22 protein-coding genes and 1 riboswitch are annotated in these 26,512 nt (G+C 68.5%); of the genes, 6 read left to right on the forward strand and 16 right to left on the reverse strand.

What is annotated here, in order from left to right; translation table 11 throughout:
* Window positions 1–53: 53 nt before the first annotated feature.
* Window positions 54–1,034: a heme o synthase gene (locus Q9K23_RS01345; protein ID WP_053776499.1), complete on the reverse strand. Its 981-nt coding sequence runs from the start codon at window positions 1,032–1,034 to the stop codon at window positions 54–56.
* Window positions 1,035–1,500: 466 nt separating this feature from the next.
* On the opposite strand from Q9K23_RS01345, the gene tkt reads away from it, so the two are divergent.
* The 5 genes from tkt to pgl all read left to right on the forward strand — a co-directional run bounded on the left by tkt (window position 1,501) and on the right by pgl (window position 8,078).
* Window positions 1,501–3,579, forward strand: coding sequence for a transketolase (gene tkt, locus Q9K23_RS01350; RefSeq protein ID WP_053776498.1), 2,079 nt, complete (start codon window positions 1,501–1,503; stop codon window positions 3,577–3,579).
* A 136-nt stretch (window positions 3,580–3,715) separates the two neighbouring features.
* Window positions 3,716–4,828 carry a transaldolase gene (gene tal, locus Q9K23_RS01355; protein ID WP_020792245.1) on the forward strand — a complete coding sequence of 371 codons (1,113 nt, stop codon included), beginning with the start codon at window positions 3,716–3,718 and terminating at the stop codon, window positions 4,826–4,828.
* Window positions 4,829–4,832: 4 nt separating this feature from the next.
* A complete protein-coding gene (gene zwf, locus Q9K23_RS01360; RefSeq protein ID WP_020792246.1) occupies window positions 4,833–6,374 on the forward strand; it encodes a glucose-6-phosphate dehydrogenase in 1,542 nt (513 codons plus the stop codon).
* Window positions 6,375–6,426: 52 nt separating this feature from the next.
* Window positions 6,427–7,344, forward strand: coding sequence for a glucose-6-phosphate dehydrogenase assembly protein OpcA (locus Q9K23_RS01365; protein WP_053776497.1), 918 nt, complete (start codon window positions 6,427–6,429; stop codon window positions 7,342–7,344).
* The gene (gene pgl / locus Q9K23_RS01370) at window positions 7,341–8,078 is read left to right on the forward strand and encodes a 6-phosphogluconolactonase (RefSeq protein ID WP_053776496.1); all 738 of its coding nucleotides are present in this window, start codon (window positions 7,341–7,343) and stop codon (window positions 8,076–8,078) included. The genes Q9K23_RS01365 and pgl overlap by 4 nt, the downstream gene beginning before the upstream one ends.
* Before the next feature lie 1,097 nt (window positions 8,079–9,175).
* On the opposite strand, the gene ppc is transcribed toward pgl, so the two are convergent.
* The 13 genes from ppc to Q9K23_RS01435 form a co-directional block, all read right to left on the reverse strand.
* Window positions 9,176–12,013 (reverse strand): phosphoenolpyruvate carboxylase, encoded by a 2,838-nt coding sequence (gene ppc / locus Q9K23_RS01375; RefSeq protein ID WP_053776495.1) that lies wholly within the window; start codon window positions 12,011–12,013, stop codon window positions 9,176–9,178.
* A gap of 149 nt (window positions 12,014–12,162) precedes the next feature.
* Window positions 12,163–12,402, reverse strand: coding sequence for a preprotein translocase subunit SecG (gene secG, locus Q9K23_RS01380; protein ID WP_020793290.1), 240 nt, complete (start codon window positions 12,400–12,402; stop codon window positions 12,163–12,165).
* A 125-nt stretch (window positions 12,403–12,527) separates the two neighbouring features.
* Window positions 12,528–13,319 carry a triose-phosphate isomerase gene (tpiA, locus tag Q9K23_RS01385; RefSeq protein ID WP_053776494.1) on the reverse strand — a complete coding sequence of 264 codons (792 nt, stop codon included), beginning with the start codon at window positions 13,317–13,319 and terminating at the stop codon, window positions 12,528–12,530.
* 3 nt (window positions 13,320–13,322) lie between these two features.
* Window positions 13,323–14,534, reverse strand: a complete 1,212-nt coding sequence (locus tag Q9K23_RS01390; RefSeq protein ID WP_053776493.1) for a phosphoglycerate kinase — start codon at window positions 14,532–14,534, stop codon at window positions 13,323–13,325.
* Between the two features lie 37 nt (window positions 14,535–14,571).
* Window positions 14,572–15,591, reverse strand: a complete 1,020-nt coding sequence (gene gap / locus Q9K23_RS01395) for a type I glyceraldehyde-3-phosphate dehydrogenase (protein WP_020790391.1) — start codon at window positions 15,589–15,591, stop codon at window positions 14,572–14,574.
* 190 nt (window positions 15,592–15,781) lie between these two features.
* Complete coding sequence (whiA, locus tag Q9K23_RS01400; RefSeq protein ID WP_053776552.1) at window positions 15,782–16,759, reverse strand: DNA-binding protein WhiA; 978 nt, start codon at window positions 16,757–16,759, stop codon at window positions 15,782–15,784.
* 82 nt (window positions 16,760–16,841) lie between these two features.
* On the reverse strand, window positions 16,842–17,840 hold the full coding sequence (gene yvcK, locus Q9K23_RS01405; protein WP_059039409.1) for a uridine diphosphate-N-acetylglucosamine-binding protein YvcK: 999 nt from the start codon (window positions 17,838–17,840) through the stop codon (window positions 16,842–16,844).
* Window positions 17,837–18,787: an RNase adapter RapZ gene (rapZ, locus tag Q9K23_RS01410; RefSeq protein ID WP_053776492.1), complete on the reverse strand. Its 951-nt coding sequence runs from the start codon at window positions 18,785–18,787 to the stop codon at window positions 17,837–17,839. The genes yvcK and rapZ overlap by 4 nt, the downstream gene beginning before the upstream one ends.
* Window positions 18,784–20,838: an excinuclease ABC subunit UvrC gene (uvrC, locus tag Q9K23_RS01415; RefSeq protein ID WP_020793962.1), complete on the reverse strand. Its 2,055-nt coding sequence runs from the start codon at window positions 20,836–20,838 to the stop codon at window positions 18,784–18,786. The genes rapZ and uvrC overlap by 4 nt, the downstream gene beginning before the upstream one ends.
* A 225-nt stretch (window positions 20,839–21,063) precedes the next feature.
* Entirely contained in the window at window positions 21,064–21,549 is a 486-nt protein-coding gene (locus Q9K23_RS01420; RefSeq protein ID WP_261977717.1) for a PH domain-containing protein, read from the reverse strand.
* A gap of 17 nt (window positions 21,550–21,566) precedes the next feature.
* Entirely contained in the window at window positions 21,567–22,037 is a 471-nt protein-coding gene (gene ribH / locus Q9K23_RS01425; RefSeq protein ID WP_053776491.1) for a 6,7-dimethyl-8-ribityllumazine synthase, read from the reverse strand.
* A complete protein-coding gene (locus Q9K23_RS01430; RefSeq protein WP_053776490.1) occupies window positions 22,034–23,368 on the reverse strand; it encodes a bifunctional 3,4-dihydroxy-2-butanone-4-phosphate synthase/GTP cyclohydrolase II in 1,335 nt (444 codons plus the stop codon). The genes ribH and Q9K23_RS01430 overlap by 4 nt, the downstream gene beginning before the upstream one ends.
* Before the next feature lie 6 nt (window positions 23,369–23,374).
* On the reverse strand, window positions 23,375–24,031 hold the full coding sequence (locus tag Q9K23_RS01435) for a riboflavin synthase (protein WP_020793687.1): 657 nt from the start codon (window positions 24,029–24,031) through the stop codon (window positions 23,375–23,377).
* A 54-nt stretch (window positions 24,032–24,085) separates the two neighbouring features.
* Window positions 24,086–24,236: riboswitch (FMN riboswitch) on the reverse strand.
* A 136-nt stretch (window positions 24,237–24,372) separates the two neighbouring features.
* Between Q9K23_RS01435 and Q9K23_RS01440 the strand changes: the two genes are divergently transcribed.
* Window positions 24,373–24,654, forward strand: a complete 282-nt coding sequence (locus Q9K23_RS01440; RefSeq protein ID WP_053776489.1) for a hypothetical protein — start codon at window positions 24,373–24,375, stop codon at window positions 24,652–24,654.
* Between the two features lie 45 nt (window positions 24,655–24,699).
* On the opposite strand, the gene ribD is transcribed toward Q9K23_RS01440, so the two are convergent.
* Window positions 24,700–25,731: a bifunctional diaminohydroxyphosphoribosylaminopyrimidine deaminase/5-amino-6-(5-phosphoribosylamino)uracil reductase RibD gene (gene ribD, locus Q9K23_RS01445; RefSeq protein ID WP_305950354.1), complete on the reverse strand. Its 1,032-nt coding sequence runs from the start codon at window positions 25,729–25,731 to the stop codon at window positions 24,700–24,702.
* A gap of 25 nt (window positions 25,732–25,756) precedes the next feature.
* Window positions 25,757–26,449: a ribulose-phosphate 3-epimerase gene (rpe, locus tag Q9K23_RS01450; RefSeq protein WP_053776488.1), complete on the reverse strand. Its 693-nt coding sequence runs from the start codon at window positions 26,447–26,449 to the stop codon at window positions 25,757–25,759.
* Between the last annotated feature and the right edge of the window lie 63 nt (window positions 26,450–26,512).

Raw genomic sequence — 26,512 nt, forward strand, 5'->3', positions numbered from 1 at the left:
CTCGTCGTCGAAGTCGTTCCGGAGAACGCGCGTCGGATCGGACGCGTCTCGGATCAGAACAGGGACGCGATGGTCGGGAGGTTGACGACCGCATCGATCGCGAGGCCGCAGAACAGCAGCGCGAGGTACTCGTTGGACTGCAGGAAGATCTTCAGCGGGGCCACCTCGGCACCGTTGCGGGTGTCGCGGTAGAGCTTGGTGACCCGCTCGACGAACCATCCGCCGGCCAGCACCGCGACCGCGGCGTAGATCCAGCTCGCGGCCGGTACCAGCACCAGCGACGCGATCACCGTCGCCCAGGTGTAGAAGAGCATCTGACGGGTGACGCGCTCGTCGGAGGCGATCACCGGCAGCATCGGCACGCCGGCCGCCCGGTAGTCCTCGCGGTAGCGCATGGCCAGTGCCCACGTGTGCGGCGGCGTCCAGAAGAAGATGACGAGGAACAGCACGATCGGCTGCCAGCTCAGCGAACCGGTCACCGCGGCCCAGCCGACCAGGGTCGGCATACAGCCGGCTGCGCCACCCCAGACCACGTTCTGCCAGGTCCGGCGCTTGAGGATCATGGTGTAGACGCCGACGTAGAAACCGATCGTGACGGTCACCAACAGGGCGCTGAGCAGGTTCGCGGCAAAGAACAACACCAGGAACGACGCGACCCACAGCACCAGGCCGAAGACCAGTGCGTGACCGGTCGTCACGGCCTGACGTGCAAGTGGCCGGCGAGCGGTCCGCCGCATCTTCTTGTCGATGTCGGCGTCGACGACCATGTTCAGCGTGTTGGCGCTACCGGCACCGAGCCAGCCGCCGAGCAGGGTGAACAGGATGACCCCGATGTCGACGTGGCCGCGATCGGCCTGCAACATCACCGGGATCGTCGCCACCAGCAGCAGCTCGATCACCCGCGGCTTGGTCAACGCGATGTAGGCCAGCACGGTCCCCCGGATGCGCGCACCCAGTGACTGCGGACCCGGATCGGTCGCCACGCTCTCGGGGCTGGGGGTGTGCTGGGACGCTGCGGCGCCCTCTCCACTCACACGTTCCCCAATCCTCACGTCGACTCCTCGCCTGCCCGGCCGTTGCGACCCGCGTGTCTTGGCTGTGCCGATCGGCGGACAACCGACGGCCGTAGACCCGGGGCCGGCGACACGTCCAGGCAGTTGACAGAACCGATAGAACAGCGTGCCGCGGCTACTACAGAGCATGGTAGACCGTGGCCCTCGCGATCCGAGAATCGCGGGGCACCCCGGCCGCCGAGACGACGATTGCGGCAGCACTGGAACCGCCCGCGTGACCGGCGGGGACCCGGGCCATTACTCTGGGACCCGTGAGGTCTCTCCGACGTCCACCGGAGCTCCGGGTCGATGCACCCGGAACTTCGTCGACGTCGATCCACCATCCGCACGGACACCGGCGGTCGGCATCGACCGAACCGCTCCGCCCCGACGTGCGATCACATCACCAGCAACCCGCATCCGAATAGGCACAGGAGACTGCAGGACAGTGGCCGACACAGATCAGATCCGCGAACTCACCACGGCGGTTCACCCCGACGACTGGAGCGAGGTCGACACCCGTGCGGTGGACACCGCACGCATCCTCGCCGCCGACGCCGTGCAGCGATGCGGCAGCGGCCACCCGGGCACGGCGATGAGCCTCGCTCCCCTGGCCTACACCCTGTACCAGCGGGTGATGCGCCACGATCCGTCCGATCCCGAGTGGGTCGGACGCGACCGCTTCGTCCTGTCGTGCGGCCATTCGAGCCTCACCCAGTACATCCAGCTCTACCTCGGCGGGTTCGGCCTGGAGCTCGGTGACCTCGAGGCACTGCGCACCTGGGGCTCGCTGACCCCCGGTCACCCCGAGTACCGCCACACCAAGGGTGTCGAGATCACCACCGGCCCGCTCGGCCAGGGTCTCGCCTCGGCGGTCGGCATGGCCTATGCCGCCCGCTACGAGCGCGGCCTGTTCGATCCGGACGCCGCCCCCGGCACCAGCCCGTTCGACCACACCATCTATGTCATCGCCTCCGACGGTGACATCGAGGAGGGCGTCACCTCCGAGGCGTCGTCGCTGGCCGGCACCCAGGAACTGGGCAACCTGATCGTCTTCTACGACAAGAACCACATCTCGATCGAGGACGACACCAAGATCGCCCTCAGCGAGGACACCGCCAAGCGTTACGAGGCCTACGGCTGGCACGTCGTGCACGTCGACGGCGGCGAGAACGTCACCGCCATCGAGGCCGCGGTCGCCGAGGCCCGTGCGGTCACCGACCGCCCGTCGCTGATCGTGCTGCGCACCATCATCGGTTACCCGGCGCCCAAGAAGATGAACACCGGCGGCATCCACGGCTCGGCGCTCGGCGCCGACGAGGTCGCCGCCACCAAGAAGGTGCTCGGCTTCGACCCGGAGAAGGAGTTCGAGGTCTCCGACGCGGTGATCGGCCACACCCGCAAGCTCGTCGAGCGCGGCGCCGAGGCCCATCAGCAGTGGCAGACCGGCTTCGACGCCTGGGCCGCGGCCAACCCCGAGCGCAAGGCCCTCTTCGACCGGCTGACCGCCCACGAGCTGCCCGCCGGCTGGACCGACGCGCTGCCGACCTGGGAGCCCGGCAGCAAGGCGACCGCCACCCGCGCCGCATCGGGCAAGGTGCTCTCGGCGCTGGCCCCGGTCCTGCCCGAGCTGTGGGGCGGTTCGGCCGACCTCGCCGGCTCCAACAACACCACCATGGACGGTGCCGAGTCGTTCGGTCCGGCGTCGATCTCCACCGACACCTGGACCGCGAACCCCTACGGCCGCACCCTGCACTTCGGTATCCGCGAGCATGCGATGGGTTCGATCCTGTCCGGTATCGCCCTGCACGGTCCGACCCGCGCCTACGGCGGCACCTTCCTGCAGTTCGCCGACTACATGCGTCCGGCGGTCCGTCTGGCCGCACTGATGGAGATCGACCCGATCTACGTCTGGACCCACGACTCGATCGGCCTGGGCGAGGACGGCCCGACCCACCAGCCGGTGGAGCATCTCGCCGCGCTGCGCACCATCCCGAACCTCGACGTGGTGCGGCCGGCCGACGCCAACGAGACCGCCCACGCCTGGCAGCACCTGCTGACCCGTCGCGACCATCCGGTGGGCCTGTGCCTGACCCGTCAGGGTGTGCCGGTGCTCGAGGGCACCTCCTACGAGGGTGTCGCCGCCGGCGCCTACGTCCTGAGCGAGCCCGAGGGTGACGCCCAGGTCGTGCTGATCGGCACCGGCTCGGAAGTGCAGATCGCCGTCGAGGCGCAGGCCGCACTCGCCGACAAGGGAATCGCCGCCCGGGTCGTGTCGATGCCGTGCTTCGAGTGGTTCTTCGAGCAGCCGCAGTCCTACCGCGACTCGGTGCTGCCGCCGTCGTTGCCGAAGGTCTCCGTCGAGGCCGGCGTCGCGATGCCGTGGTACCGGATCGTCGGCGACACCGGCGCGATCATCTCGCTCGAGCACTTCGGCGCATCCGCCGACTACAAGGTGCTGTTCGAGAAGTTCGGCCTGACCGCCGAGGCCGTCGTCGCCGCCGCCGAGCGAGTCACCGGAGCCTAGCCGGCCCCGCAGGTCCCGGGCCGGCGACGAGATCCGTCCGCCGGCCCGGGACCGCACCACAACTTCACACACGTCCGTCCCCATATCGTCGTCGCCGCCCAACCCGATGCGGTGGCGAGAACATCAGGAGAGAACCGTGACCCAGAACGAGAAACTCGCCGAATTGTCCGCCGCCGGAGTCTCGGTGTGGTTGGACGACCTGTCGCGTGACCTGATCACCTCCGGTGGTCTCCAGGAAGTGATCGACACCAAGTCGGTGGTCGGTGTGACCACCAACCCGTCGATCTTCCAGGCGTCGATCTCCAAGACCCGCACCTACGATGCGCAGATCAACGAGCTCGCCGCCCGCGACGCCGACGTCGACAGCACCATCCGGACCATCACCACCGACGACGTGCGCTCGGCATGCGACGTCCTCGCACCCGTGTACGCCGCCAGCAACGGCGTCGACGGCCGCGTGTCGATCGAGGTCGATCCGCGGCTGGCACACGAGACCGACGACACCGTCGAGCAGGCGATCGAACTGTGGAAGATCGTGGATCGCCCCAACCTGCTGATCAAGATCCCGGCCACCAAGGCCGGTCTGCCCGCGATCACCCGCGTGCTCGCCGAGGGCATCAGCGTCAACGTCACCCTGATCTTCTCGGTGGAGCGCTACCGCGGAGTGATGGACGCCTACCTCGCCGGCATCGAGGCCGCCGCCGCGGCCGGTCACGACGTGTCCACGATCCACTCGGTGGCCTCGTTCTTCGTCTCTCGCGTGGACACCGAGATCGACAAGCGCCTCGAGGCCATCGGCTCCGACGCCGCCCTGGCCCTACGCGGCAAGGCCGCCCTGGCGAATGCCCGCCTCGCCTACGCCGCCTACCAGGAGATCTTCGAGACCGGCGAGCGCTTCGCGAAGCTGAACGGCAATCCGCAGCGTGCGCTGTGGGCGTCGACCGGCACCAAGAACCCCGACTACGCGGACACGCTGTACGTCAGTGAGCTGGTGGCGCCGAACACCGTCAACACCATGCCCGGCAAGACCATGGACGCCTTCGCCGACCATGGCTGGGTCAACACCGACTCGATCGTCGGCCAGGCACAGGAGTCGCAGGAGGTCTTCCTCGCGGTCGCCGCCGCCGGTGTCGACTTCGACGACGTGTTCACCGTCCTCGAGGACGAGGGCGTCAGCAAGTTCGCCGACGCCTGGAACGAGCTCCTCGACGCCACCACCGCACAGCTCGACGCGGCGAAGCAGGGCTGATCGCGTGGGCGGCAGCACCTCCGAGACCTGGAAGAATCCGCTCCGCGATCGCCGTGACAAGCGGCTCCCGCGGATCGCAGGTCCGTGCAGTCTGGTCATCTTCGGGGTCACCGGCGACCTCGCCCGCAAGAAGCTGATGCCTGCGGTCTACGATCTCGCCAACCGGGGGCTGCTGCCGCCGTCGTTCGCCCTCGTCGGGTTCGCCCGACGGGACTGGGAGGACGAGGATTTCGCCTCCATCGTCCACGACGCGGTCCGTCAGCACGCCCGCACCGGATTTCGTGAAGAGGTGTGGGAGCGATTGTCCGAGGGATTCCGGTTCGTCCAGGGGTCCTTCGACGACGACGATGCTTTCCTCCGGTTGAAGAAGACCCTCGTCGACCTGGACGCGGCGCGCGGTACCGACGGCAATCACGCCTTCTACCTGTCGATCCCGCCGAAGGCCTTCCCCACGGTCTGTGAACAGTTGCAGCGCAGCGGCCTGGCCACCGAGTCCGAGGACCACTGGCGCCGGGTGGTGATCGAGAAGCCGTTCGGTCACGACCTCGAGTCGGCCAAGGAACTCAACTCGATCGTGAACGCGGTGTTCCCGGAGTCGTCGGTGTTCCGCATCGACCACTACCTGGGCAAGGAGACCGTCCAGAACATCCTGGCGCTGCGGTTCGCGAACCAGCTGTTCGACCCGCTGTGGAGCTCACACTACGTCGACCACGTGCAGATCACGATGGCCGAGGACATCGGGTTGGGTGGTCGTGCCGGGTACTACGACGGGATCGGTGCCGCCCGCGACGTCATCCAGAACCACCTGCTACAGCTGATGGCCCTGGTGGCGATGGAGGAGCCGATCTCCTTCGAGCCCAAGCAGTTGCAGGCCGAGAAGATCAAGGTGCTGTCGGCGACCACCAACATCCTCCCGCTCGACGAGAACACCGCCCGTGGCCAGTACGGCCCGGGCTGGCAGGGGAGCGAACAGGTGCCCGGGTTGCTCGACGAGGAGGGGTTCGCTCAGGATTCCACCACCGAGACCTATGCGGCGATCGCCCTCGAGGTGGATTCTCGTCGCTGGGCCGGGGTGCCGTTCTATCTCCGTACCGGCAAGCGGCTGGGTCGTCGGGTCACCGAGATCGCACTGGTGTTCAAACGCGCACCGCACCTGCCCTTCGACAAGACGATGACCGAGGAGCTGTCACAGAACGCGCTGGTCATCCGGGTTCAGCCGGACGAGGGCATCACCTTGCGGTTCGGTTCCAAGGTGCCGGCGTCGAGCATGGAGGTCCGCGACGTCAACATGGACTTCAGCTACGGCACCGCGTTCACCGAGGCGTCCCCGGAGGCCTATGAGCGCCTCATCCTCGACGTGCTGCTCGGAGAGCCCTCGCTCTTCCCGGTGAACGCCGAGGTCGAGTTGTCGTGGAAGATCCTCGACCCGGTGCTCGAGCGCTGGGCGGCGGAGGGAAAGCCCGACACCTACGAGTCCGGCACATGGGGCCCCAAGTCGGCCGACGACATGATGGCCCGAACCGGCCGTACGTGGCGGCGTCCGTGACCGTCCACAGTTCCGAGTGTGACCACCGCATTCCCCGCCCGAGAGGACAGCGATGATCGTCGACCTTCCCGAGACCTCCACCAATGCCGTCGCCAAGAAGATGGTCGAGCTCCGGGAGGCCGGCGGCGCCGTCAGCCTCGGCCGGGTGCTGACCCTCGTCGTCGTCGCCGACCGTGGTGAACCCACCGAGGCCGCGATCGAGGCGGCGATCGGTGCCAGCAGCGAGCATCCGAGCCGGGTGATCGTGCTGGCGTCGGGCAGCCGCAAAGGCGAGTCCCGACTCGACGCCCAGGTGCGTGTCGGCGGCGACGCCGGCGCATCGGAGGTCGTGGTGCTGACGATGCAGGGCCCGCTCGCCGACCAGCCGCACAGTGTGGTCACCCCGTTCCTGCTGCCGGACTGCCCGATCGTGGTGTGGTGGCCCGGCGCCGCGCCGGAGAACCCGTCGGAGGATCCGATGGGCCGCATCGGCAAGCGTCGCATCCTCGATGCCAGCAAGTCCGCACACCCCGACACCGTGCTGGAACGTCGCCTGGCCGGCTACAGCCCCGGCGACACCGACATCGCGTGGACACAGATCACGCACTGGCGTGCCCTGCTCGCATCGGCGATCGACCGTCCGCCGCACAGCGCGATCACCGCGGTCGACGTGACCGGTCCCGCCCACTCCCCTGGTATCGATCTGCTCGCCGGCTGGTTGCGGGGCACCCTCGAGGTGCCGACGACCCGACAGATCGGCAGCTTCGAGGTGCGGATGCACCGTCCAGAGGGAGCGACGGTGCTGTCGATCGACCAGAACGGCAACGCGGTGATCTCGGTGCCCGACAAGCCGGACGGCAAGGTCGCCATGATGCATCGTGACCTGCCGGTGTGCCTGGCCGAGGAGTTGCGGCGCCTGGACACCGACGAGATCTACGAGCTGGCCCTGCGTGGTGCGGTGCAGATGGCCGCAGAAGGAGCGGCATCGTGACCGTCGAGACCCTGGTGTTCGAGGACAAGAAGACCCTCGTCGACACCGCTGCCCGTCGTTTCGTCGACCTGGTCACCACCGCACAACGTGAGCGCGGCAGCGCCTCGGTGGTGCTGACCGGCGGCTCCAACGGCATCGCGATCCTCGCTGCGCTGGCCGCCGACAGCGGCGACATCGACTGGTCGAAGGTCGACATCTATTGGGGTGACGACCGTTTCGTGCCCGCCGCCGACCCCGAGCGCAATCACGGGCAGGCGGTCGACGCCTTGCTGTCGAAGGTGCCGGTGGATCCGGCGCGCGTGCACCCGATGGCGCCGTCGGACGGCGACTTCGGCGACGACATCGGCGCCGCCGCCGACGCCTACGCCGCCGTACTCGCCGAGGCCGGCGACGGCACGTCTCCGGCATTCGATCTGCACCTGCTCGGCATGGGCGGCGAGGGACACATCAATTCGCTGTTCCCACACACCCCGGCGACCGCAGAAACCACGAAGACCGTGGTGGCGGTGGAGGATTCACCGAAACCCCCGCCGCGCCGGATCACCCTGACCCTGCCGGTGGTGAACCGGTCGGCATCGGTGTGGTTCCTCGTGGCGGGTGCCGACAAGGCGCAGGCCGTGGCCGCCGCACATGCCGGTGCGGCCGCCGCCGACTGGCCGTGCGCCGGTGCGCACGGCACCACCGAGACCGTCTGGTTCCTCGATCGCTCCGCGGCATCGGACCTGCCTGACTGAACCGGGTTTCGCACTCAACCACCTACGCCCGGTCGATGATCGAGACGGGCCACCACTCCGGTTGTCGAGCCGGTCCCTCTCCTCCGATGATCGAGCCGGGACCGAGCCCCCAGGGCGAGGACCCGTGTCGAGACCCCGCAACCCGACAACGTTCGCAACCACCAACGCCCAGTGGGTGATTGAGCGAGGACTCCCCATTGCTGATTGAGCGAGGACTCCCTATTGCTGATTGAGCCGGGACCGAGCCGGAAAGGGGGCTGTTTCATTTTCATGAACATAGCCAGCTGGTCCTCGGAAAAGAGGGGCTGAATCGCCGCGTAAGCGATTTGGGGACCAAATCACCTTCGGCGAACTGAGCGTTCGACCTCAACATTCTGGCTGTCGGCCATTTTGAAACAGCCCCAAAGGCGAGGACCCGAGTCGAAATCTCCGCAGCGAACGCTGACAGGTGACCACCTCGAAGGTGGCCGGGTTGACAACCCGGCCACCCGAGGTTTCGACACGCCTCGTCGCTACGCTCCTCATCGGCTCAACCACCAACACCCAGTGGATGATTGATCCCCAAGGGCGAGCCTCCGCAACCCGACAACGTTCACAACCACCAACGCCCAGTGGGTGATTGAGCGAGGACTCCCCATTGTTGATTGAGCCGGGACCGAGCGTAGCGAGGACCCGAGTCGAAATCTCCGCAGCACACAGTGAGAGGCAACCACCTCGGAGGTGGCCGGGTTGGCAACCCGACCACCCGAGGTTTCGACACGCCTCGTCGCTACGCTCCTCATCGGCTCAACCACCAAACGCCCAGTGGATGATTGATCCCCAAGGGCGAGCCTCCGCAACCCGACAACGTTCGCAACCACCAACGCCCAGTGGGTGATTGAGCGAGGACTCCCCATTGCTGATTGAGCCGGGACCGAGCCGGAAAGGCGAGGACCCGAGTCGAAATCTCCGCAGCACACGGTGAGAAGTGACCACCTCGAAGGTGGCCGGGTTGGCAACCCGGCCACCCGAGGTTTCGACACGCCTCGTCGCTACGCTCCTCATCGGCTCAACCACCAACCGCCCGTTGAAGATCGAGCCGGTCACCACCCGAACTGTTATCCGCTGTTGCGGAGCGCGGTCGCGAGGCCGTTCATGGTCAGCTGGATACCGCGGCGGACACGGGATTCGTCGTCGCCGGCGCGGAACCGACGCAGCAACTCCACCTGTAGCAGGTTCAACGGCTCCAGGTAGGGGAAGCGGTTGTACACCGACCGCTTGAGGGCGGCATTATCGGCGAGCAGGTCGTCGGTGCCGGTGATCTTGGAGTACATCGCGATGGTGCGCTCGTGCTCGTCGACGATCATCCCGAAAACGGTGTCGCGCAACGTCTCGTCCGGGACCAACTGCGCATACCGGTGGGCCAGTCCCATGTCGGACTTGGCCAGCACCTGCGCCATGTTGGACATCACGGTGCGGAAGAACGGCCACTTCTCGTAGTACCGCTGCAGGGTGGCCAGACGCTCGGGGCTCTCGCCCACCCACTGCTCGAAGGCGGCGCCGGTGCCGTACCAGCCGGGCAACATCACCCGCGACTGCGTCCACGACAGCACCCACGGGATGGCCCGCAGGTCGGAGATCTTCTCGGTCTGTTTGCGTGAGGCGGGACGACTGCCGATGTTGAGCGCACCGATCTCCGACAGCGGCGTCGACGTGGTGAAGTACTCCACGAAGCCCGGGGTCTCGTGCACGAGTGCCGAATACGCCGTGCGGGCCAGCGCGGCGATCTCGTCCATGTTGGCGTAGGCGTCCTCCGACTCCTCCCCCAGACCCTCGACGTCGAGCAGCGACGACTCGATGGTCGCGGCGAGCAGGGTCTCCAGGTTGCGTTCGGCGATCACCGGCTCGGCATACTTCGCGGCGATGATCTCGCCCTGCTCGGTGATCCGCAACGAGCCCTGCACCGCGCCCGGCGGCTGCGCCAGGATCGCGTCATAGCTGGGACCACCGCCGCGGCCGACGGTGCCACCGCGACCATGGAAGAGGCGCAACCGGATACCGGCTTTCTCGGCGGCCTCGACCAGGTCGAGTTCGCCGCGGTAGAGGGCCCAGTTCGCGGCCATGTAGCCGCCGTCCTTGTTGGAATCGGAGTAGCCGAGCATCACTTCCTGCATGTCGGCCTGCCCCGCGACCAGCTCGCGATAGAACGGCAGATCCAATGCGGCGAGCAGGGTTTCGGCGCCCTGCTGAAGATCCTCGATGGTCTCGAACAACGGGACGATACGCACCGTCGACACCGTCTTGCCGGTCTCGGCGTCGACGTCGATCAGTCCCGCCTCCTTGAGCAGGATCATCGGTTCGAGCATGTCGCTGACCGAGGTACACATCGAGATGATGTAGTTCGGCACTGCCTGCGGGCCGAAGGTCGCCACCGCCGCGGCTGCGGCCCGGACGATGCCGAGTTCCTTGGTCGCCAACTCCGACAACTCGGCATCGGGCCGCACCAGCGGGCGGCGTGAGGTGAGCTCCGCCGACAGCACCCGCACCCGGGCGTCCTCGTCGAGCGAACGGTAGTCCGGGTGCACCCCGGCCCAGGCGAACAGTTCGGCGATCACCTCCTCGTGCATGTCGGAGTTCTGCCGCATGTCCAGCCCGGACAGGTTGAACCCGAAGGTGCGCACCGCTTCTCGCAACCGCGCGAGCCGGTCGTCGGCGATGCTGTCGTCCCGGTTGTCGCGCAAGGCGGCGTCCACCACATCGAGATCGGCGAGCAGTTCGTCGGCGGTCGCATAGGCCTGCGTGCCGTCGAACACCACCTGGTCGAGGGATGCGAGGAACTCCGCACCGAACATCTCCGCCGCGGTCGCCCCGAGCCGGGAACGGATGTGGCGCAAGGCGAGCCGGAACGGTTCGTCGGCCGTCGGGTCGTCGGCACTCGCCCCGGCCAGCTCCAGCAGGCCGGCATCGGTGTCGATCAGGCGCGCCGACATACTCAGTTCCTGGGTGAGCAGCCGCAGCTCCGACAGATGGTGGGCGACGGCGGTCTGCGCGGCCAGCGACGTGGCCAGGGTGACCACCTCGTCGGTGACGAACGGGTTGCCGTCGCGGTCGCCGCCGATCCACGATCCCATCCGGATCATCGGGTCGTCGGCCAGCCCGGCCTCCGGATACGCCTCGCGCAGGGCGGCCCGCACCTTGGTGTTGATGGCGGGGACGACGTCGAAGAAGGAGGCGTCGTAGTAGCGCAGTCCGGCCCGCACCTCGTCCTGGATGGTGAGGCGTTCCAGGCGGATCAGCGCGGTCTGCCACAAGGTGAGGATCTGCCGGCGGATACCCTCGACCACCTCCGCGTCCTCGTCCGGCGTGAGTTCGGTGCGCCCGCGGAACCGCATCAGCTCGGTGATCCGGTTCTGCGCCTCGAACACGGTCCGCCGACGTGTCTCGGTGGGGTGGGCGGTGATCACCGGCACCACGGTCGCATCGGCGAGCGCACGCCCCACCTCGGCGTCGGACAGGTCCGCGGCGGCGAGCTTGGCGTAGGTGGCGGCGAGGCTGCTGTCCTGCGGCGCGTCACCCGCACGCACGTGCAGGCTGCGGCGGCGTTCGCGGTGGATGTCCTCGGCCAGGTTGGCCAGGAGCGCGAAGTTGGTGAACGCGCGGATGATCGGCAGCGCGACCCCGATGTCGAGATCGGTGAACATGTCGGCCAGCTCGTCCCGGTCGATCTCCGCCCGGCGGATCCGGAACGCCGCGATCCGCGCATTCTCGACCAGATCGAAGGTCTCGGCGCCCGAGTGCTCGCGGACCACGTCACCGAGGATGCCGCCGAGCAGACGGATGTCCTCGCGCAACGGTTCGGTGAGGGTTCGTCCCTCGTCGTCGACGACGACGTGCTCGACGATCGAGATCGATGGACGCCAGTCCGGGGCACCGTGGGATGGGACGGATGAGGTCATGGCGTTCAGTATTGCGCCAACCCGGTGATGTGGCATCTCGGAAACGCGGCGCCGCCGAAGATCGGATCACCGACACACCTCGCCCCGGCGGGCACGGGGCCGACGCCGGGGCGAGGGAAAGATCTCGGGGCACTATCCCCCGGGCAGGATCAGGCGGAGAGCTTGATGTCGACGCCGATCCCGATGATGAAGATGAACCACACCAGGCCGACGAAGATGGTCAGCCGGTCGAGGTTGCGCTCCACGACACTCGAGCCCGACAGGCTCGACTGCACACCGCCACCGAACAGCGACGACAGGCCGCCCCCCTTGCCGCGATGCAGCAGGATCAGGATCACCAGCAGCACACTGGTGACGATGAGTCCGATGTCCAGCACGGTTTCGAGCACGAGTCGCAGGTCCTGTCCGGTCGTGGGTGGAGGCGCAGAGTTGGGTCGCCGCGCGCACCAGGGCGGGCCGGTCCGTCAGAAGGTGACGAACCGACCCGCCCAGTGTACGCGTAGCGGGTCGCCGATCAGGGCAGGGGCCCGCCGGCGGCGATCGCCGAGAGCGTGGCGAACTCGTCCGACTTGAGCGACGCGCCGCCGACGAGTGCACCGTCGACGTCGGTCTGGCCGACGATGTCGCCGACGTTCTTGGAGTTCACCGATCCGCCGTAGAGGATGCGCACCGATGCCGCGGTCGCCTCGTCGGCGATCTCGGCCAGGGCCGCACGCACGGCGGCGCACACCTCCTGGGCGTCGGCGGCACTGGCCACCCGGCCGGTGCCGATCGCCCAGACCGGCTCGTAGGCGATGACGACCTTGCCGATCTCCTCGGCGGTCAGGCCGGCCAGCGAACCCTTGAGCTGTGCGACGTTGAACGCCACGTGCTCGCCGGACTCGCGGACCTCCAGGCCCTCGCCGATACACACGATCGGGGTGATCCCGTGGCGCAGCGCGGCCTTGGTCTTGCCCAGCACCACCTCGTCGGTCTCGGCGTGCAGGGTGCGACGCTCGGAGTGTCCGACGACGACGAAGGTGCAGCCCAGCTTGGCCAGGAACGCACCGCTGATCTCGCCGGTGTAGGCGCCCGAGTCGTGTGCCGACAGATCCTGCGCACCGTAGGTGAGCAGCAGCTTGTCGCCGTCGACGACGGTCTGCACGCTGCGGATGTCGGTGAACGGCGGGATCACCGTCACGTCGACCTTCTCGAAGTACTTCGCCGGCAGTGCGAAGGCGAGCTTCTGCACCAGGGCGATGGCCTCGAGATGGTTGAGGTTCATCTTCCAGTTGCCGGCGATGAGCGGCTTACGTGATGAGGACATCGTTCAGCTCTCCAGAACCTTGAGACCGGGAAGTTCTTTGCCCTCCAGGTACTCCAGTGAGGCACCACCTCCGGTGGAGATGTGCGAGAAATCGGAGTCCGGCAGCCCCAGGGTGCGCACCGCGGCCGCGGAGTCGCCTCCACCGACCACGCTGAACGCACCCGACGAGGTGGCCTGCGCGATGGCCTCGGCGACACCCTTGGTGCCGGCCGAGAACTTCTCGAACTCGAACACGCCCGACGGACCGTTCCAGAAGATGGTCTTGGCGCCGGTCAGCAGCGCGGCGAAGCGCTTGACCGACTCCGGGCCCACGTCCAGGCCCATCCATCCGTCCGGGATCTCGTCGGCGGCAACGGTTTTCGCCTCCGCATCGGCGGCGAAGCGGTCGGCCACCACCACGTCCTGCGGCAGGTGGATGACGTCGCCGAAGCGCTCCAGCAGGTCCTTGCAGACCTCGATCTGGTCTTCCTGCAGCAGCGACGAACCGACGCCGTTTCCCTGGGCGGCCAGGAAGGTGAAGGCCATGCCGCCGCCGATCACGAGGGTGTCGACCTTGGGGGCCAACGCCTCGATCACGCCGAGCTTGTCCGACACCTTGGACCCGCCCAGCACCACTGCGTACGGACGAGCCGGATCGGTGGTCAGCGTGGAGAGCACGTCGACCTCGGCGGCGACCAGCTCACCCGCGTAGTGCGGGAGCAGCTTGGCGACGTCGTACACCGATGCCTGCTTGCGGTGCACCACCCCGAAACCGTCCGAGACGAAGGCCCCGTCCTCGCCGACGAGCTCGACGAGGGCTGCGGCCAGCGCGGCCCGCTCGGACTCGTCCTTGGACGTCTCCCGCGGGTCGAACCGGATGTTCTCCAGCAGCAGCACGTCGCCGTCGGTCAGCCCCTCGGCGCGGGCGAGCGCGTCGGTGCCGACGACGTCACCGGCGAGCTGGACATTGCGGCCCAGTTCCTGCCCGAGGCGCTCGGCGACCGGGGCCAGCGAGAACTTCGGGTCGGGTTCGCCCTTCGGGCGGCCCAGATGGGCGGTGATGATCACCTTGGCACCGGCGTCGATCAGCGCGTTGAGCGTCGGGAGGGAGGCGAGAATCCGGCCCGGATCGGTGATCGTCGACCCGTCGAGCGGGACGTTGAAATCCGACCGGACCAGCACCCCGCGACCCGAAACGCCTTCGTCCAGAAGGTCTTTCAGAGTGGGTACACCCATTGCAGCGTTGCTCCGTACGTCGTGGTCAGTGGGTGGGTCAGAGAGACTTGCCGACCAGGCCGATGAGGTCGACGAGACGGTTGGAGTAGCCCCACTCGTTGTCGTACCAGGAGACGGCCTTGACCTGGTTGCCGATGACCTTGGTCAGGCCGGCGTCGAACAGCGAGCTGTGCGGGTCGGTGACGATGTCGCTGGAGACGATCGGCGCATCGTAGTACTTCAGGATGCCCTTCAGCGGCCCCTCGGCGGCAGCCTTCATCGCGGCGTTGACCTCTTCGGCGGTGGTCTCCTTGGAGAGCTCCGCGGTCAGGTCGGTGACCGAGCCGGTGGGGATCGGCACACGCAGGGCGTAGCCGTCGAGCTTGCCCTTCAGCTCCGGGAGCACCAGGCCGATGGCCTTGGCCGCACCGGTGGAGGTGGGGACGATGTTGATGGCCGCGGCGCGGGCGCGACGCAGGTCCTTGTGCGGGCCGTCCTGCAGGTTCTGGTCCTGCGTGTAGGCGTGGATGGTGGTCATCAGGCCCTTGACGATGCCGAACTCGTCGTTGAGGACCTTGGCGAACGGCCCGAGGCAGTTGGTGGTGCAGGAGGCGTTGGAGATGATGTTCTGGCTGCCGTCGTACTTGTCGTCGTTGACGCCCATGACGATGGTGATGTCCTCATCGCTCGCCGGCGCGGAGATGATGACCTTCTTGGCGCCAGCGTCCAGGTGACCCTGGGCCTTGGCACGCGCGGTGAAGATACCGGTCGACTCGACGACGACGTCGACGCCCAGGTCGCCCCACGGAATCGCCGCCGGGCCCTCCTTGACCTCGAGGGCCTTGATCTTCTGCTCGCCGACGACGATGGTGTCGTCGCCCTCGAGGCTCACGTCCTTGTCGAGACGACCCAGGATCGAGTCGAACTTCAGCAGGTGCGCCAGCGAGGCGTTGTCGGTGAGATCGTTGACCGCGACGATCTCGATGTCGGTGGTGCCCAAAGCCTTCTGCGCTTCGACGGCACGGAAGAAGTTGCGGCCGATGCGGCCGAATCCGTTGACGCCTACCCGAACAGTCACTGGTGTGCTCCTTAGCGGTTGTCTCGGCTACCGGCCATCTGGCCACGCCGCTTCTCCTGCGCCGATCGACTCGTGGCAGACCGGCTCGCCCCACAGCCTAGTAGGACGCCACATCGGGGGCACCCTGACGGGTCCGACTTTGCGGACAGCGGGCCCGGCGATCACCTGCCCGGACGACACGCCGTCGGGTCTAGGCCTCGTCGAGCAGGTCGTTGGTGACCGCCGACTCGGTGTCCGGGATGCCCTCGGTGCGCGCCTTCTTGTCGGCCATCGACAGCAGCCGGCGGATCCGGCCGGCGACGGCGTCCTTGGTCATCGGGGGGTCGGCGAGCTGGCCGAGCTCCTCGAGCGAGGCCTGCCGGTGGGTGATGCGCAGCGCCCCGGCGGCGGCGAGATGATCGGGGACGTCGTCACCGAGGATCTCCAGTGCGCGCTCGACACGGGCGGCCGCCGACACCGCGGCACGCGCCGAGCGGCGCAGGTTGGCGTCGTCGAAGTTGGCGAGGCGGTTGGCGGTGGCCCGGACCTCACGGCGCATCCGCCGCTCCTCCCACACCAGCCGGGTGTCGTGTGCGCCCATCCGGGTGAGCAGGGCGCCGATGGCCTCGCCGTCGCGGATCACCACACGGTCGGCACCGCGTACCTCACGGGCCTTGGCCGACACCCCCAGCCGTCGCGCCGCGCCGACCAGGGCGAGCGCCGATTCCGGTCCGGGACAACTGACCTCGAGGGCCGACGAGCGGCCCGGCTCGGTGAGCGAGCCGTGTGCGAGGAATGCGCCGCGCCACGCCGCCTCGGCGTCGGCGACACTGCCGCCGACCACCTGTGCGGGCAGACCGCGGACCGGCCGGCCCCGCATGTCGAGCAGTCCGGTCTGGCGGGCCAGTCCCTCCCCCTCGCGGGTGACGCGCACGATGTAGCGGGCGGACTTGCGCAGTCCACCACTCCGGAGCACGTGGACCTCCGAGTTGTATCCGAACAGGTCGTGGATCTCCCGGCGCAGCCTGCGGGCGACGTTGCCGAGGTCCACCTCGGCCTCCACCACCACCCGGCCGCCGACGATGTGCAGTCCCCCGGCGAAGCGCAGCAGAGCCGAGACCTCCGCTTTTCGGGCGCTCACCTGCGTCACGGTGAGTCGACTCAGTTCATCCTTCACCGCAGCGGTCATCGCCACCGGTCCCTGACCTCCGATCGTCACCGGGTCTGCCCCTTCACAACGTGTGGCAGTCCGCAACACACGTCGGGACAGCCTAACGGTTCAATTCACGGTCGCACAGTTGGTTCACCAGAGCGGCCACCTTCACCGGATCGTGGACGTGCCGTCCGGGCACCGCCACATCACCGACATCGAGCGTGGCACCGAACAGACCTGCCGCGCGTTCGAGATGTTCGCGTTCGCGTCCGGCCGGGACCGACGACTCGTCCACCACGACGTGGTCGATGCGGAGTCGATCGGCATGGGCGTGCAGCACATGCAGGTGCCGCTCCACCGAGAATCCCGGGGTCTCCCCGGGCTCCGGTGCCAGGTTGACGAACAAGATCTTACGGGAGTCGCTGCGGCGCAATGCCTCCAGCTGCTCGGGAACCAGGACGTGCGGGATCACGCTGGAGAACCACGAGCCCGGTCCGAGCACCACCAGGTCCGCCTGTTCGATCGCCGCGAGCGCTGGTGGGGCGGCCGGCGGATCGGGGGGCATCAGCCGCACGCGGCGCACCTTGCCGGGGGTGGTGGCCACCGCCACCTGGCCCCGGATGACCCGGGAGATCCGCGGATCGGACTCCAGGCCGGACACGTCGGCCTCGATCTGCAGCGGCACCGTCGACATCGGCAGAACGCGGCCGTCGACGTCGAAGACCCGCATCAGCTCGTCGAGGCCCGCGATCGGGTCGCCGAGCACCTCACCGAGCCCCGACAGCAACAGATTGCCGACCGGATGCCCGGCCAGCGCGCCGTAGCCGCCGAACCGGTGCTGGAAGGTCTCCGCCCACAGCTGGTGGCGGCGCACGGCGTCGGGTCCCGACCGCTGCTCGACGTCGGCCAGTGCGGCCGGTGCACACATCAGGGCGGCGAACGCCATCCGCAGATCGCCCGGCGGGATCACCCCCAGCTCGGCCCGCAACCGGCCCGACGACCCGCCGTCGTCGGCGACGGTGACCACCGCGGTCACCTCCGGGCTCAGGTACCGCATCGCGGTCAGGGTCGCGTACAGGCCGTGGCCGCCGCCGAGTGCGGCGATCCGCATGGTCATTCGCGCCCCAGATCGCGGTGGCTGACCCGCACGTCGTAGCGGGTGGCGCCGGCGTCGTCGGCGGCCCGGCGCAGCCGCCGCGAGAGCTCCTCGGCAATCGCCACACTGCGGTGTTTGCCACCGGTACAGCCGATGCTGATCGTCATGTAGCGCTTGCCTTCTCGCAGATACCCCTTCCCCACCACGGCGACCAGCCGGGTGTAGAGGGAGAGGAAGTCCTCGGCGTCGTCCTGCCCCAGGACGTACTCGCGGACCGGCGCGTCGCGCCCGTTGAGCTCCCGCAGGTCGGTCACCCAGTACGGGTTGGGCAGGAACCGGACGTCGGCGACGAGATCGGAGTCGATCGGCAGACCGTACTTGAACCCGAACGACTGCACCGCGACGCTCAGCGGCGAGCCGGCGTCATGCGGATACGACTCCTCCACCACCTCACGCAGTTTCGCGACGGTCAGGGTGGAGGTCTCGACGACGAGATCGGCGGCGTCCTTCAGCGGCGCGAGGATCACCCGTTCCCGGGCGATGCCCTCCACGAGGGTGCCGTTGCCCTGCAGCGGATGCCGCCGGCGGACCTGTTCGAATCGCCGTACCAGCACCTGATCGCTGGCATCGAGGAACATCAGTCGGGTGCGGGTGCCGGTGGCCTCGAGACCGGCGCGCAGCGCGGCCAGCTCACCACCGAGCGACCCGTCGGAGGCGCGCAGCACCATCGCCAGCCGCAGGATCGGCGGGTCGTTCTCCCGGATGGTGTCGACCATCGTCGAGATCAGCGTCGACGGCACGTTGTCGGCGACGTACCAGCCGTCGTCCTCCAGGACGTTGGCGACGGTGGAGCGTCCGGCGCCGGACAGACCCGCGACGAACAGCACGACGAGGTCGTCGAGATCGTCGACCTCCCGGTCGCGGTCGGCGGGTGTGCCCCCACTGGTCTCGGCACTGCTCGTCGTCATGCGCTGCCCTCCTGTGCGGAGCCCACCGGCACGGTTGTTCCCGCCGGTACGGACTCGTCTGTCTGCGTTCTGTCGTCGCTCGGGGCCGTCTCGTCGCCCCAGGGACGATCCTCTCGCACCAGCGCCTCGTGCACCGTGCGAGCGGTGCCGACGCCGATGCCGGGTACCTCGGCGATCTCCTCGACACTCGCCTGCCGCAGCCGCGCGACCGACCCGAAATGGGTGACCAGCGCGGTGCGGCGGGCACGGCCGAGGCCGGGAACCCCGTCGAGCACCGACTCGGTCATCCGCTTGCTGCGCTTGGACCGGTGGAAGGTGATCGCGAACCGGTGGGCCTCGTCACGCACCCGCTGCAGCAGGAACAGCGCCTCACTCGACCGCGGCAGGATCACCGGCTCGTCGTCGCCGGGCACCCAGATCTCCTCCAGCCGCTTGGCCAGCCCGATCACCGCGACATCGGTGACGCCGAGTTCGTCGAGGACCGCGGCGGCCGCATGCACCTGTGGCGCACCGCCGTCCACCACATAGAGGTTGGGCGGATAGGCGAAACGCTTGGGCCGGTTGGTGTCCGGATCGACCACGGCCGACTGTGCCCCGGCCTCCTGATCGGCACGATGACGCAGGAACCGGCGTCGGGTGACCTCGGCGATCGAGGCGACGTCGTCGGAGTGCCCGTCGCCGGCCGCCTCCCGGATCGAGTAGTGCCGGTAGTCGGATTTGCGCGGCAGTCCGTCCTCGAACACCACCAGCGACGCCACCACGTCGGTGCCCTGCACATGCGAGATGTCCACACACTCGATGCGCAGCGGCGCCTGGTCGAGTCCCAGCCCGTCCTGCAGTTCGGTCAGTGCCGCCGAGCGGGTCGTCAGATCACCCGCGCGGCGCAGCTTGTGCCGTGCCAGGGCCTCGCCGGCATTGCGTTCGACCGTCTCGAACAGCGCCTTCTTGTCGCCACGCTGCGGCACCCGCAGACTGACCCGGCTGCCCCGCAGATCACTGAGGAACTCGGTGAGTTCGTCGGCGTCGTCGGGCAGCGCGGGCACCAGTACCTCCCGGGGCACCGACTCCCCACGGGCGCGGTCGGCGCCGACGTTCACGGTGGCGTCGAGGTCGACCTCGCCACCGTAGAACTGGGTGAGGAACTGGCCCACCTGCTCGCCGGGCGAGTGGTCCTCGGACTTCTCCACCACCCAGCCGCGTTCGCCGCGCACCCGGCCGTCGCGGACGTGGAAGATCTGCACCGACACCTCGAGGTCGTCACCGGCCATCGCGATGATGTCGGCATCGGTGCCGTCGCCGAGCACCACCGCCTGCTTCTCCATCGCCCGCCGCATCGCCGACAGGTCGTCCCGGAGCCGGGCGGCGCGCTCGAAGTCGAGTTCTTCTGCCGCAGAGGTCATCTCACGCTCGAGACGGCGGGTCATCTGGTCGGTGCGACCGGCCAGGAAGTCGCAGAAGTCGTCGACGATCTCACGGTGCTCGGCCGCCGACACCCGCCCGATACACGGGGCCGAACACTTCTCGATGTAGCCGAGCAGACACGGCCGGCCCATCTGCCCGTGCCGTTTGAACACCCCCGCCGAACAGGTGCGTGCGGGGAACACCCGGGTCAGCAGATCGACGGTCTCCCGGATCGCCCAGGCATGCGAGTACGGGCCGAAGTAGCGGACCCCGCGGCGCCGCGGACCGCGATAGACGAACAGCCGCGGATACTCCTCGTTGATCGTCACCGCGAGCATCGGATAGGACTTGTCGTCGCGGTAGCGGACGTTGAACCGCGGGTCGAACTCCTTGATCCAGTTGTACTCGAGCTGGAGTGCCTCCACCTCGGTACCGACCACCGTCCACTCCACCGACGCCGCGGTGGTGACCATCTGACGGGTACGCGGGTGCAGCGAGGCGATGTCGGCGAAGTACGACGTCAGCCGAGACCGCAGGTTCTTGGCCTTGCCGACGTAGATCACCCGGGCGTGCTGATCGCGGAACTTGTACACCCCCGGATCGGTGGGAATCGTCCCGGGGGCGGGACGGTAGGTACTCGGATCGGCCACGTTTCCAGGCTAGTCACCCGTACCGACGAACATGTGCCCGGCGCACCGGTCGGGCCGAACCGTGCACCCCACCCCGACGCCGGCGATCACCGCGCAGGTGATCGCCGGCGCAGGTGATCACAGCCGCCGATCGCCGGTGCGCATGGGCCCGACGATCGGGGTCGGCGACCCCGTCCGGCGGCGTCACGTGCTCAGCGGCGTGACGTGTTCAGGGGCGTGCTGTGTTCAGGGGCGGTGACGGGCCTCGATCGCCCGGAAGCGTTCCATCGCCGCGACGGCCTTCTCGCCGTCCCCGGCCTGGATCGCCAGCACGGGCACGTGCTCGTCGCCGGGCAGTTCGAGCTGCCCGCCGAACCCCTTCTCCGGGTAGTCCAGGCCGAGTACCTGGTCCCAGCCGAAGACCCGCTCGGTGGTGAGGTTGCGGACGGCGACACCCTGCGGTCCGACGCGCAGCCGCGGACGGGCCAGCAGCATCACCGCACCGGCGATCACCACACCGATCAGGATGACCGCGGCCTGGTCGGCGAAGCCGATGTTGTCCGGGCCGGTGTTGGAGATGGTCAGCAGCGCCCCGAAGGTGATGTGGATGACCAGCACCACCACCGCGATCACCACACCGATCACCGCCAGTCGCCGTGAGCGGTACTCGAACTCCCAGTCGTCCGCAGAACCGCCCCCGTGCGTCTGCGCGTCGTCGATCTCACCGCTCACGCCGGAGGACCGTCCCGTCACGACAAGGACCGCAGGACCAGCGCCGAGGCCAGGGCCGCGGTGGTCGCCTGCGCGCCCTTGTCCTCGGAAGAATCCGGCAGACCCGCCCGGGCGAGGGCCTGGGCCTCGGTGTTGGTGGTCAGCACGCCGTTGCCGACGGGGGTGGACTCGTCCAGCGACACCCGGGTCAGGCCCGCGGTCACCGCGTCGCACACGTAGTCGAAGTGCGGGGTCTCCCCCTTGATCACCACGCCGAGCGCGACCACCGCATCGTGGGTGCGGGCCAGGGCCTGCACGATCACCGGCAGTTCGATGGCGCCGGCGACCTGGACGACGGTCGGATCGGTGACGCCGTGCTGCTTGGCGGCCCGCAGCGCGCCGTCGAGCAGCGCGGTGCAGATGGTCTCGTGCCACTGCGACGAGACGATCGCGAGCTTCAGCCCGCCGGCGCCCTCGAGTTCGAGTGTGGGTTCACCGGCACCGCTCATGCGGGGTCCGCCTCTCCGGTCGCGGGGACTCCGTCCCACTTCTCCAGTCCGATCAGATCGTGACCCATGCGGTCACGCTTGGTACGTAGGTACCGCAGGTTCTCCTCGTTGGCGCGCACCGGCATCGGCACACGCTCGACGATCTGCAGGCCGTAGCCGTCGAGCCCGACCCGCTTGGCCGGGTTGTTGGTGAGCAGACGCATCGAGGTCACCCCGAGGTCCACCAGGATCTGGGCGCCGAGACCGTAGTCGCGCGAGTCCGCGGGCAGGCCGAGCTGCAGGTTGGCGTCGACGGTGTCGGAGCCGGCGTCCTGCAGCTGGTAGGCCTGCAGCTTGTGCAGCAGACCGATACCGCGACCCTCGTGGCCGCGCATGTAGAGCACGATGCCGCGGCCCTCGGCGGCGACCATCTCCATCGCCGCGTCGAGCTGCGGACCACAGTCGCAGCGCAGCGACCCGAAGACGTCGCCGGTCAGGCACTCGGAGTGCACGCGCACGAGGACGTCGCTGCCGGTGCCGTCGGCACCGGCGATGTCACCGAGCACCAGGGCGACGTGCTCGACGTCGTCGTGGATGCTGGTGTAGCCGACGGCGCGGAAATCACCGTGGCGGGTGGGGATCCGGGCGTCGGCGACACGCACGACATGCTTCTCGTTGCGACGGCGCCAGGCGATCAGGTCGGCGATCGAGATCAGCGCCAGATCGTGCTCGTCGGCGAAGACACGCAGCTCGGGGGTCTGGGCCATCGAGCCCTCGTCCTTCTGCGAGACGATCTCGCAGATGACGCCGGCCGGGGCCAGACCCGCCAGGCGGGCGAGGTCGACGGCGGCCTCGGTGTGGCCGGGGCGGCGCAGCACCCCGCCTTCCTTGGCGCGCAGCGGCACGACATGTCCGGGGCGGGTGAAATCATTTGCGGTGGACGACGGCTCGGCCAGCAGCCGCATGGTGGTGGCGCGGTCGGAGGCGCTGATGCCGGTGCCGATGCCCTCGCGGGCGTCGACGGTGACGGTGTAGGCGGTGCCGTGCTTGTCCTGGTTCATCGAGTACATCGGTGGCAGCCCGAGACGATCACAGTCGTCCCCGGCGAGCGGCACACACAGATAGCCGGAGGTGTAGCGCACCATGAACGCCACCAGTTCGGGGGTGGCCTTCTCGGCGGCGAAGATCAGGTCGCCCTCGTTCTCGCGGTCCTCGTCGTCGACCACCACCACGGCCTTGCCGGCCGCGATGTCGGCGATCGCACGCTCGACGGTGTCGAGTTCGACGCGCGGTGCGGGTTCGTCGACGACGGTGTCGTCGGCAGCGGGGGCCGCGTTCTTGTTGTCACTCATCGGTAATCACTTCACCTCTGCTGCGCCGGGCACGGTCGTGCCGGCTGTGGACTGGAGACGCTCGACGTACTTGGCGATGACATCGACCTCGAGGTTGACCACGGCCCCCACCGCGGCCGATCCGAGGTTGGTCTCACCCAGCGTCGTGGGGATCAGGGAGATCTCGAACCATTCACCGGGACCGTCGGAAGCGGCCGGGGCCGCCGGCGAGCTGACGGCCGAAACGGTCAGGGACACACCGTCGACGGTGATCGATCCCTTCTCGACGAGGTAACGGCTGAGGGCACGGTCGATACCGATCCGTACGACCGTCCAGTTCTCCGACGGACTGATCGCGACGATGGTGCCGGTGCCGTCGACGTGGCCCTGCACGATGTGACCGCCGAAGCGTCCACCGGCGGGCATCGCCCGTTCGAGATTGACCGGGCTACCCGGTCCGAGACGGTCCAGCGAACTCCGACGCAGGGTCTCGGCCATCACGTCGACGGTGAACTCGTCGGCGGTGTATTCGACGACGGTCAGACAGACGCCGTTGACCGCGATCGAGTCGCCGAAACCGGCGTCAGAGGTGACCAATGGTCCCCGAATGGTGAGTCGTGCGGCGTCGCTGAGTTCGTCGCGCCCGACGATGGTGCCCAGTTCTTCGACGATACCGGTGAACACCCAGTCCTCCTGTCCTGCTCTCTCTCGAAGCCGACAGGACGGCGCGGGTCGCCGCCTTGTTCTCTCGCATCCGGACTATGACCGTCGGCTCCGGATTCACACCGGATCTGCTGTCCTCACCTCTCGATGAGCGCTCGCGGGCTCGGTCTCACTTGCGTGGGACTCACCGCCGGTGGGGATTTTCACCCCGGCCCCGAGAACGTACGTATCGAACCTAGCACGTCGCGGGGACACGCAACCACCGGCAGTCCCTGACACTCCTCCGCCGTGGGTGGGCTGGGATACGATTTGTCGCAGTCGACAACTCGCTCGATCCACCACTGTCGGAAGGCGGCGCCACCATGGCGAACGGTACTGCGAACTCCCCCGCGACGGCGGGCGGCAAAGGGGCCGGTGGAGTGATCGTGGATCTCCTGAAACGGTTTTGGCTCCCCCTGATCCTGGTTGTTGTCGCGATCATCTTCATCGTGCAGAACCGCGAGAAGGTCAGCGTCGACTTCCTCTTCCTCAGCATCTCCTCCTGGCAGTGGCTGATCTACACGATCATCGCGTTGTGCGGGCTGATCGCCGGCTGGGTGATCGGACGCAACGGCGCCAAGCGCAAGGCCGCCGCCCAGAAGTGACCGGCACCGCGTGCGTCGGTGACCGATCGGTTCGCGCCTGTCGGACTAGTCCGGCAGGCGTTGTGTGCGTGCGGTGAGGAGGACGTCGTCACCGATCCGCTCGACCGCGGCGAGCCGCAGTCGTGAGGCATCGGACAACGTGGTGACCGCCGCCCGGTCGATCGCCGACTGTCCGGCGCCGAGCACCGTCGGCGCGACATAGGCCTCGATCTCGTCGACCAACCCGGCGTCCAAGAAGGCCCCGATGATCCTCGGGCCGCCTTCGACGAGCACCCAGGTGGTGTCGGGCAGGGCCGCCAGCACGTCGGCCGGGTCGTGGCTTCGGACGTGTCTGAAGTCTCCCGCGGCCGACGACGTGATCCGCGCGTCAGCGTGGATATCCCTGTGCCCCATGGCAACCCGAATGGGTTGACGATCGGCGAGGGCGCCGTCGGGGAGTCGTGCGGTGAGCGCCGGGTCGTCGCGGACCACCGTGCCCGTACCCACGATGATCGCGTCGAGCTGCGCGCGTTGTCGGTGGACGCGGGCCCGGGCCCGCGCGCCGGTGATCCACTGACTGGTGCCGTCGGGGGCGGCGATGCGCCCGTCGAGGGTGGCGGCGAGCTTCGCTGTGACGAGTGGACGGCCGTGGCGTTGCCGGAACAGCCAACCCCGCAACGGCCCCGACATCGCGTCCCGCTCACCGAGACCGGCGATCACCTCGATGCCCGCATCCCGCAGCCGCGCCGCCCCGCCGGAAGCGGTGGGGTTGGGATCGCCGACGGCGTAGACGACCGTCGCGACACCGGCGTCGATGAGCGCCTGTGCGCACGGTCCCGTGCGGCCGGTGTGGTTGCACGGTTCCAGGGTCACCACCGCGGTGGCACCCCGCGCCGCGGACCCGGCGGCGCGCAATGCCATCACCTCGGCGTGAGGTCCGCCGGCCCGCTGCGTGTGACCACGCGCTATCTCGGTCCCGTCATCGGCGAGGATCACCGCACCGACCGAGGGGTTGGGACGCGACAGACCGAGCGCACCGGCCGATTCGTCGATCGCCAGACGCATGGCCGTGGCGAGGCGGTCGGGGGCGACGGTCATCGGCAGGTACTCGTTCCGATCCGGATCACCGGGCGCGGTGGGCGGCGGCCTTGGCGCGCAGGGCGGCGACCGCGGCACCGGCATCCTGCGGGCCGTACACCGCGGAGCCTGCGACGAAGCAGTCCACGCCCGCCTCGGCGGCCTCGGCGATCGTCGAGTCGGCGATACCGCCGTCGATCTCGATCAGCAGACGCAGATCGCCGGAGTCGACCAGCTTGCGGACGGTGCGCACCTTGTCGAGCACCTGCGGCATGAACTTCTGGCCACCGAAGCCCGGTTCGACGCTCATCACGAGGAGGGTGTCGACGTCGCGCAGGATCTCCAGGTACGGCTCGAGGGCGGTACCCGGCTTGATCGCGAGGCCGGCCTTGCCGCCGGCGGCGCGGATGTCCTTGGCGACGGCGACCGGGTTGTCGGTGGCCTCGGCGTGGAAGGTCACGTTGTGGGCACCGGCCTCGGCGTACGGCGGTGCCCAGCGGGCCGGGTCCTCGATCATCAGGTGGCAGTCGAGCGGGATGTCGGTGGCCTTGAGCAGGCTCTGCACGATCGGTAGTCCGAGGGTGAGATTCGGGACGAAGTGGGCGTCCATGACGTCCACGTGCAACCAGTCGGCGCGCGAGGGTCCAGGGCCCGCGACCGCGGTGGCCTCGGCGGCGAGATTGGCGAAGTCTGCCGACAGGATCGAGGGCGCGATCATCGGGGCAAGCTGGGAACTCATGGCAGACAACTTACGCGGTCGGAGGTCTGCCCCGACGCAGGGCCGGACGCGAGGTGACCGGCA

This window comes from Gordonia sp. NB41Y, assembly GCF_030718915.1.
GTDB classification, from domain to species: domain Bacteria; phylum Actinomycetota; class Actinomycetes; order Mycobacteriales; family Mycobacteriaceae; genus Gordonia; species Gordonia desulfuricans.

Bases quoted from the DNA above. Each gene is read 5' to 3' on its own strand.
- Q9K23_RS01365 (WP_053776497.1), top strand. From the start codon at position 6,427: ATGATCGTCGACCTTCCCGAGACCTCCACCAATGCCGTCGCCAAGAAG.
- ppc (WP_053776495.1), bottom strand. From the start codon at position 12,013: ATGACCTCATCCGTCCCATCCCACGGTGCCCCGGACTGGCGTCCATCG.
- tpiA (WP_053776494.1), bottom strand. From the start codon at position 13,319: ATGTCCTCATCACGTAAGCCGCTCATCGCCGGCAACTGGAAGATGAAC.
- Q9K23_RS01390 (WP_053776493.1), bottom strand. From the start codon at position 14,534: ATGGGTGTACCCACTCTGAAAGACCTTCTGGACGAAGGCGTTTCGGGT.
- whiA (WP_053776552.1), bottom strand. From the start codon at position 16,759: ATGACCGCTGCGGTGAAGGATGAACTGAGTCGACTCACCGTGACGCAG.
- yvcK (WP_059039409.1), bottom strand. From the start codon at position 17,840: ATGACCATGCGGATCGCCGCACTCGGCGGCGGCCACGGCCTGTACGCG.
- rapZ (WP_053776492.1), bottom strand. From the start codon at position 18,787: ATGACGACGAGCAGTGCCGAGACCAGTGGGGGCACACCCGCCGACCGC.
- ribH (WP_053776491.1), bottom strand. From the start codon at position 22,037: ATGAGCGGTGCCGGTGAACCCACACTCGAACTCGAGGGCGCCGGCGGG.
- Q9K23_RS01430 (WP_053776490.1), bottom strand. From the start codon at position 23,368: ATGAGTGACAACAAGAACGCGGCCCCCGCTGCCGACGACACCGTCGTC.
- Q9K23_RS01440 (WP_053776489.1), top strand. From the start codon at position 24,373: ATGGCGAACGGTACTGCGAACTCCCCCGCGACGGCGGGCGGCAAAGGG.
- ribD (WP_305950354.1), bottom strand. From the start codon at position 25,731: ATGACCGTCGCCCCCGACCGCCTCGCCACGGCCATGCGTCTGGCGATC.
- rpe (WP_053776488.1), bottom strand. From the start codon at position 26,449: ATGAGTTCCCAGCTTGCCCCGATGATCGCGCCCTCGATCCTGTCGGCA.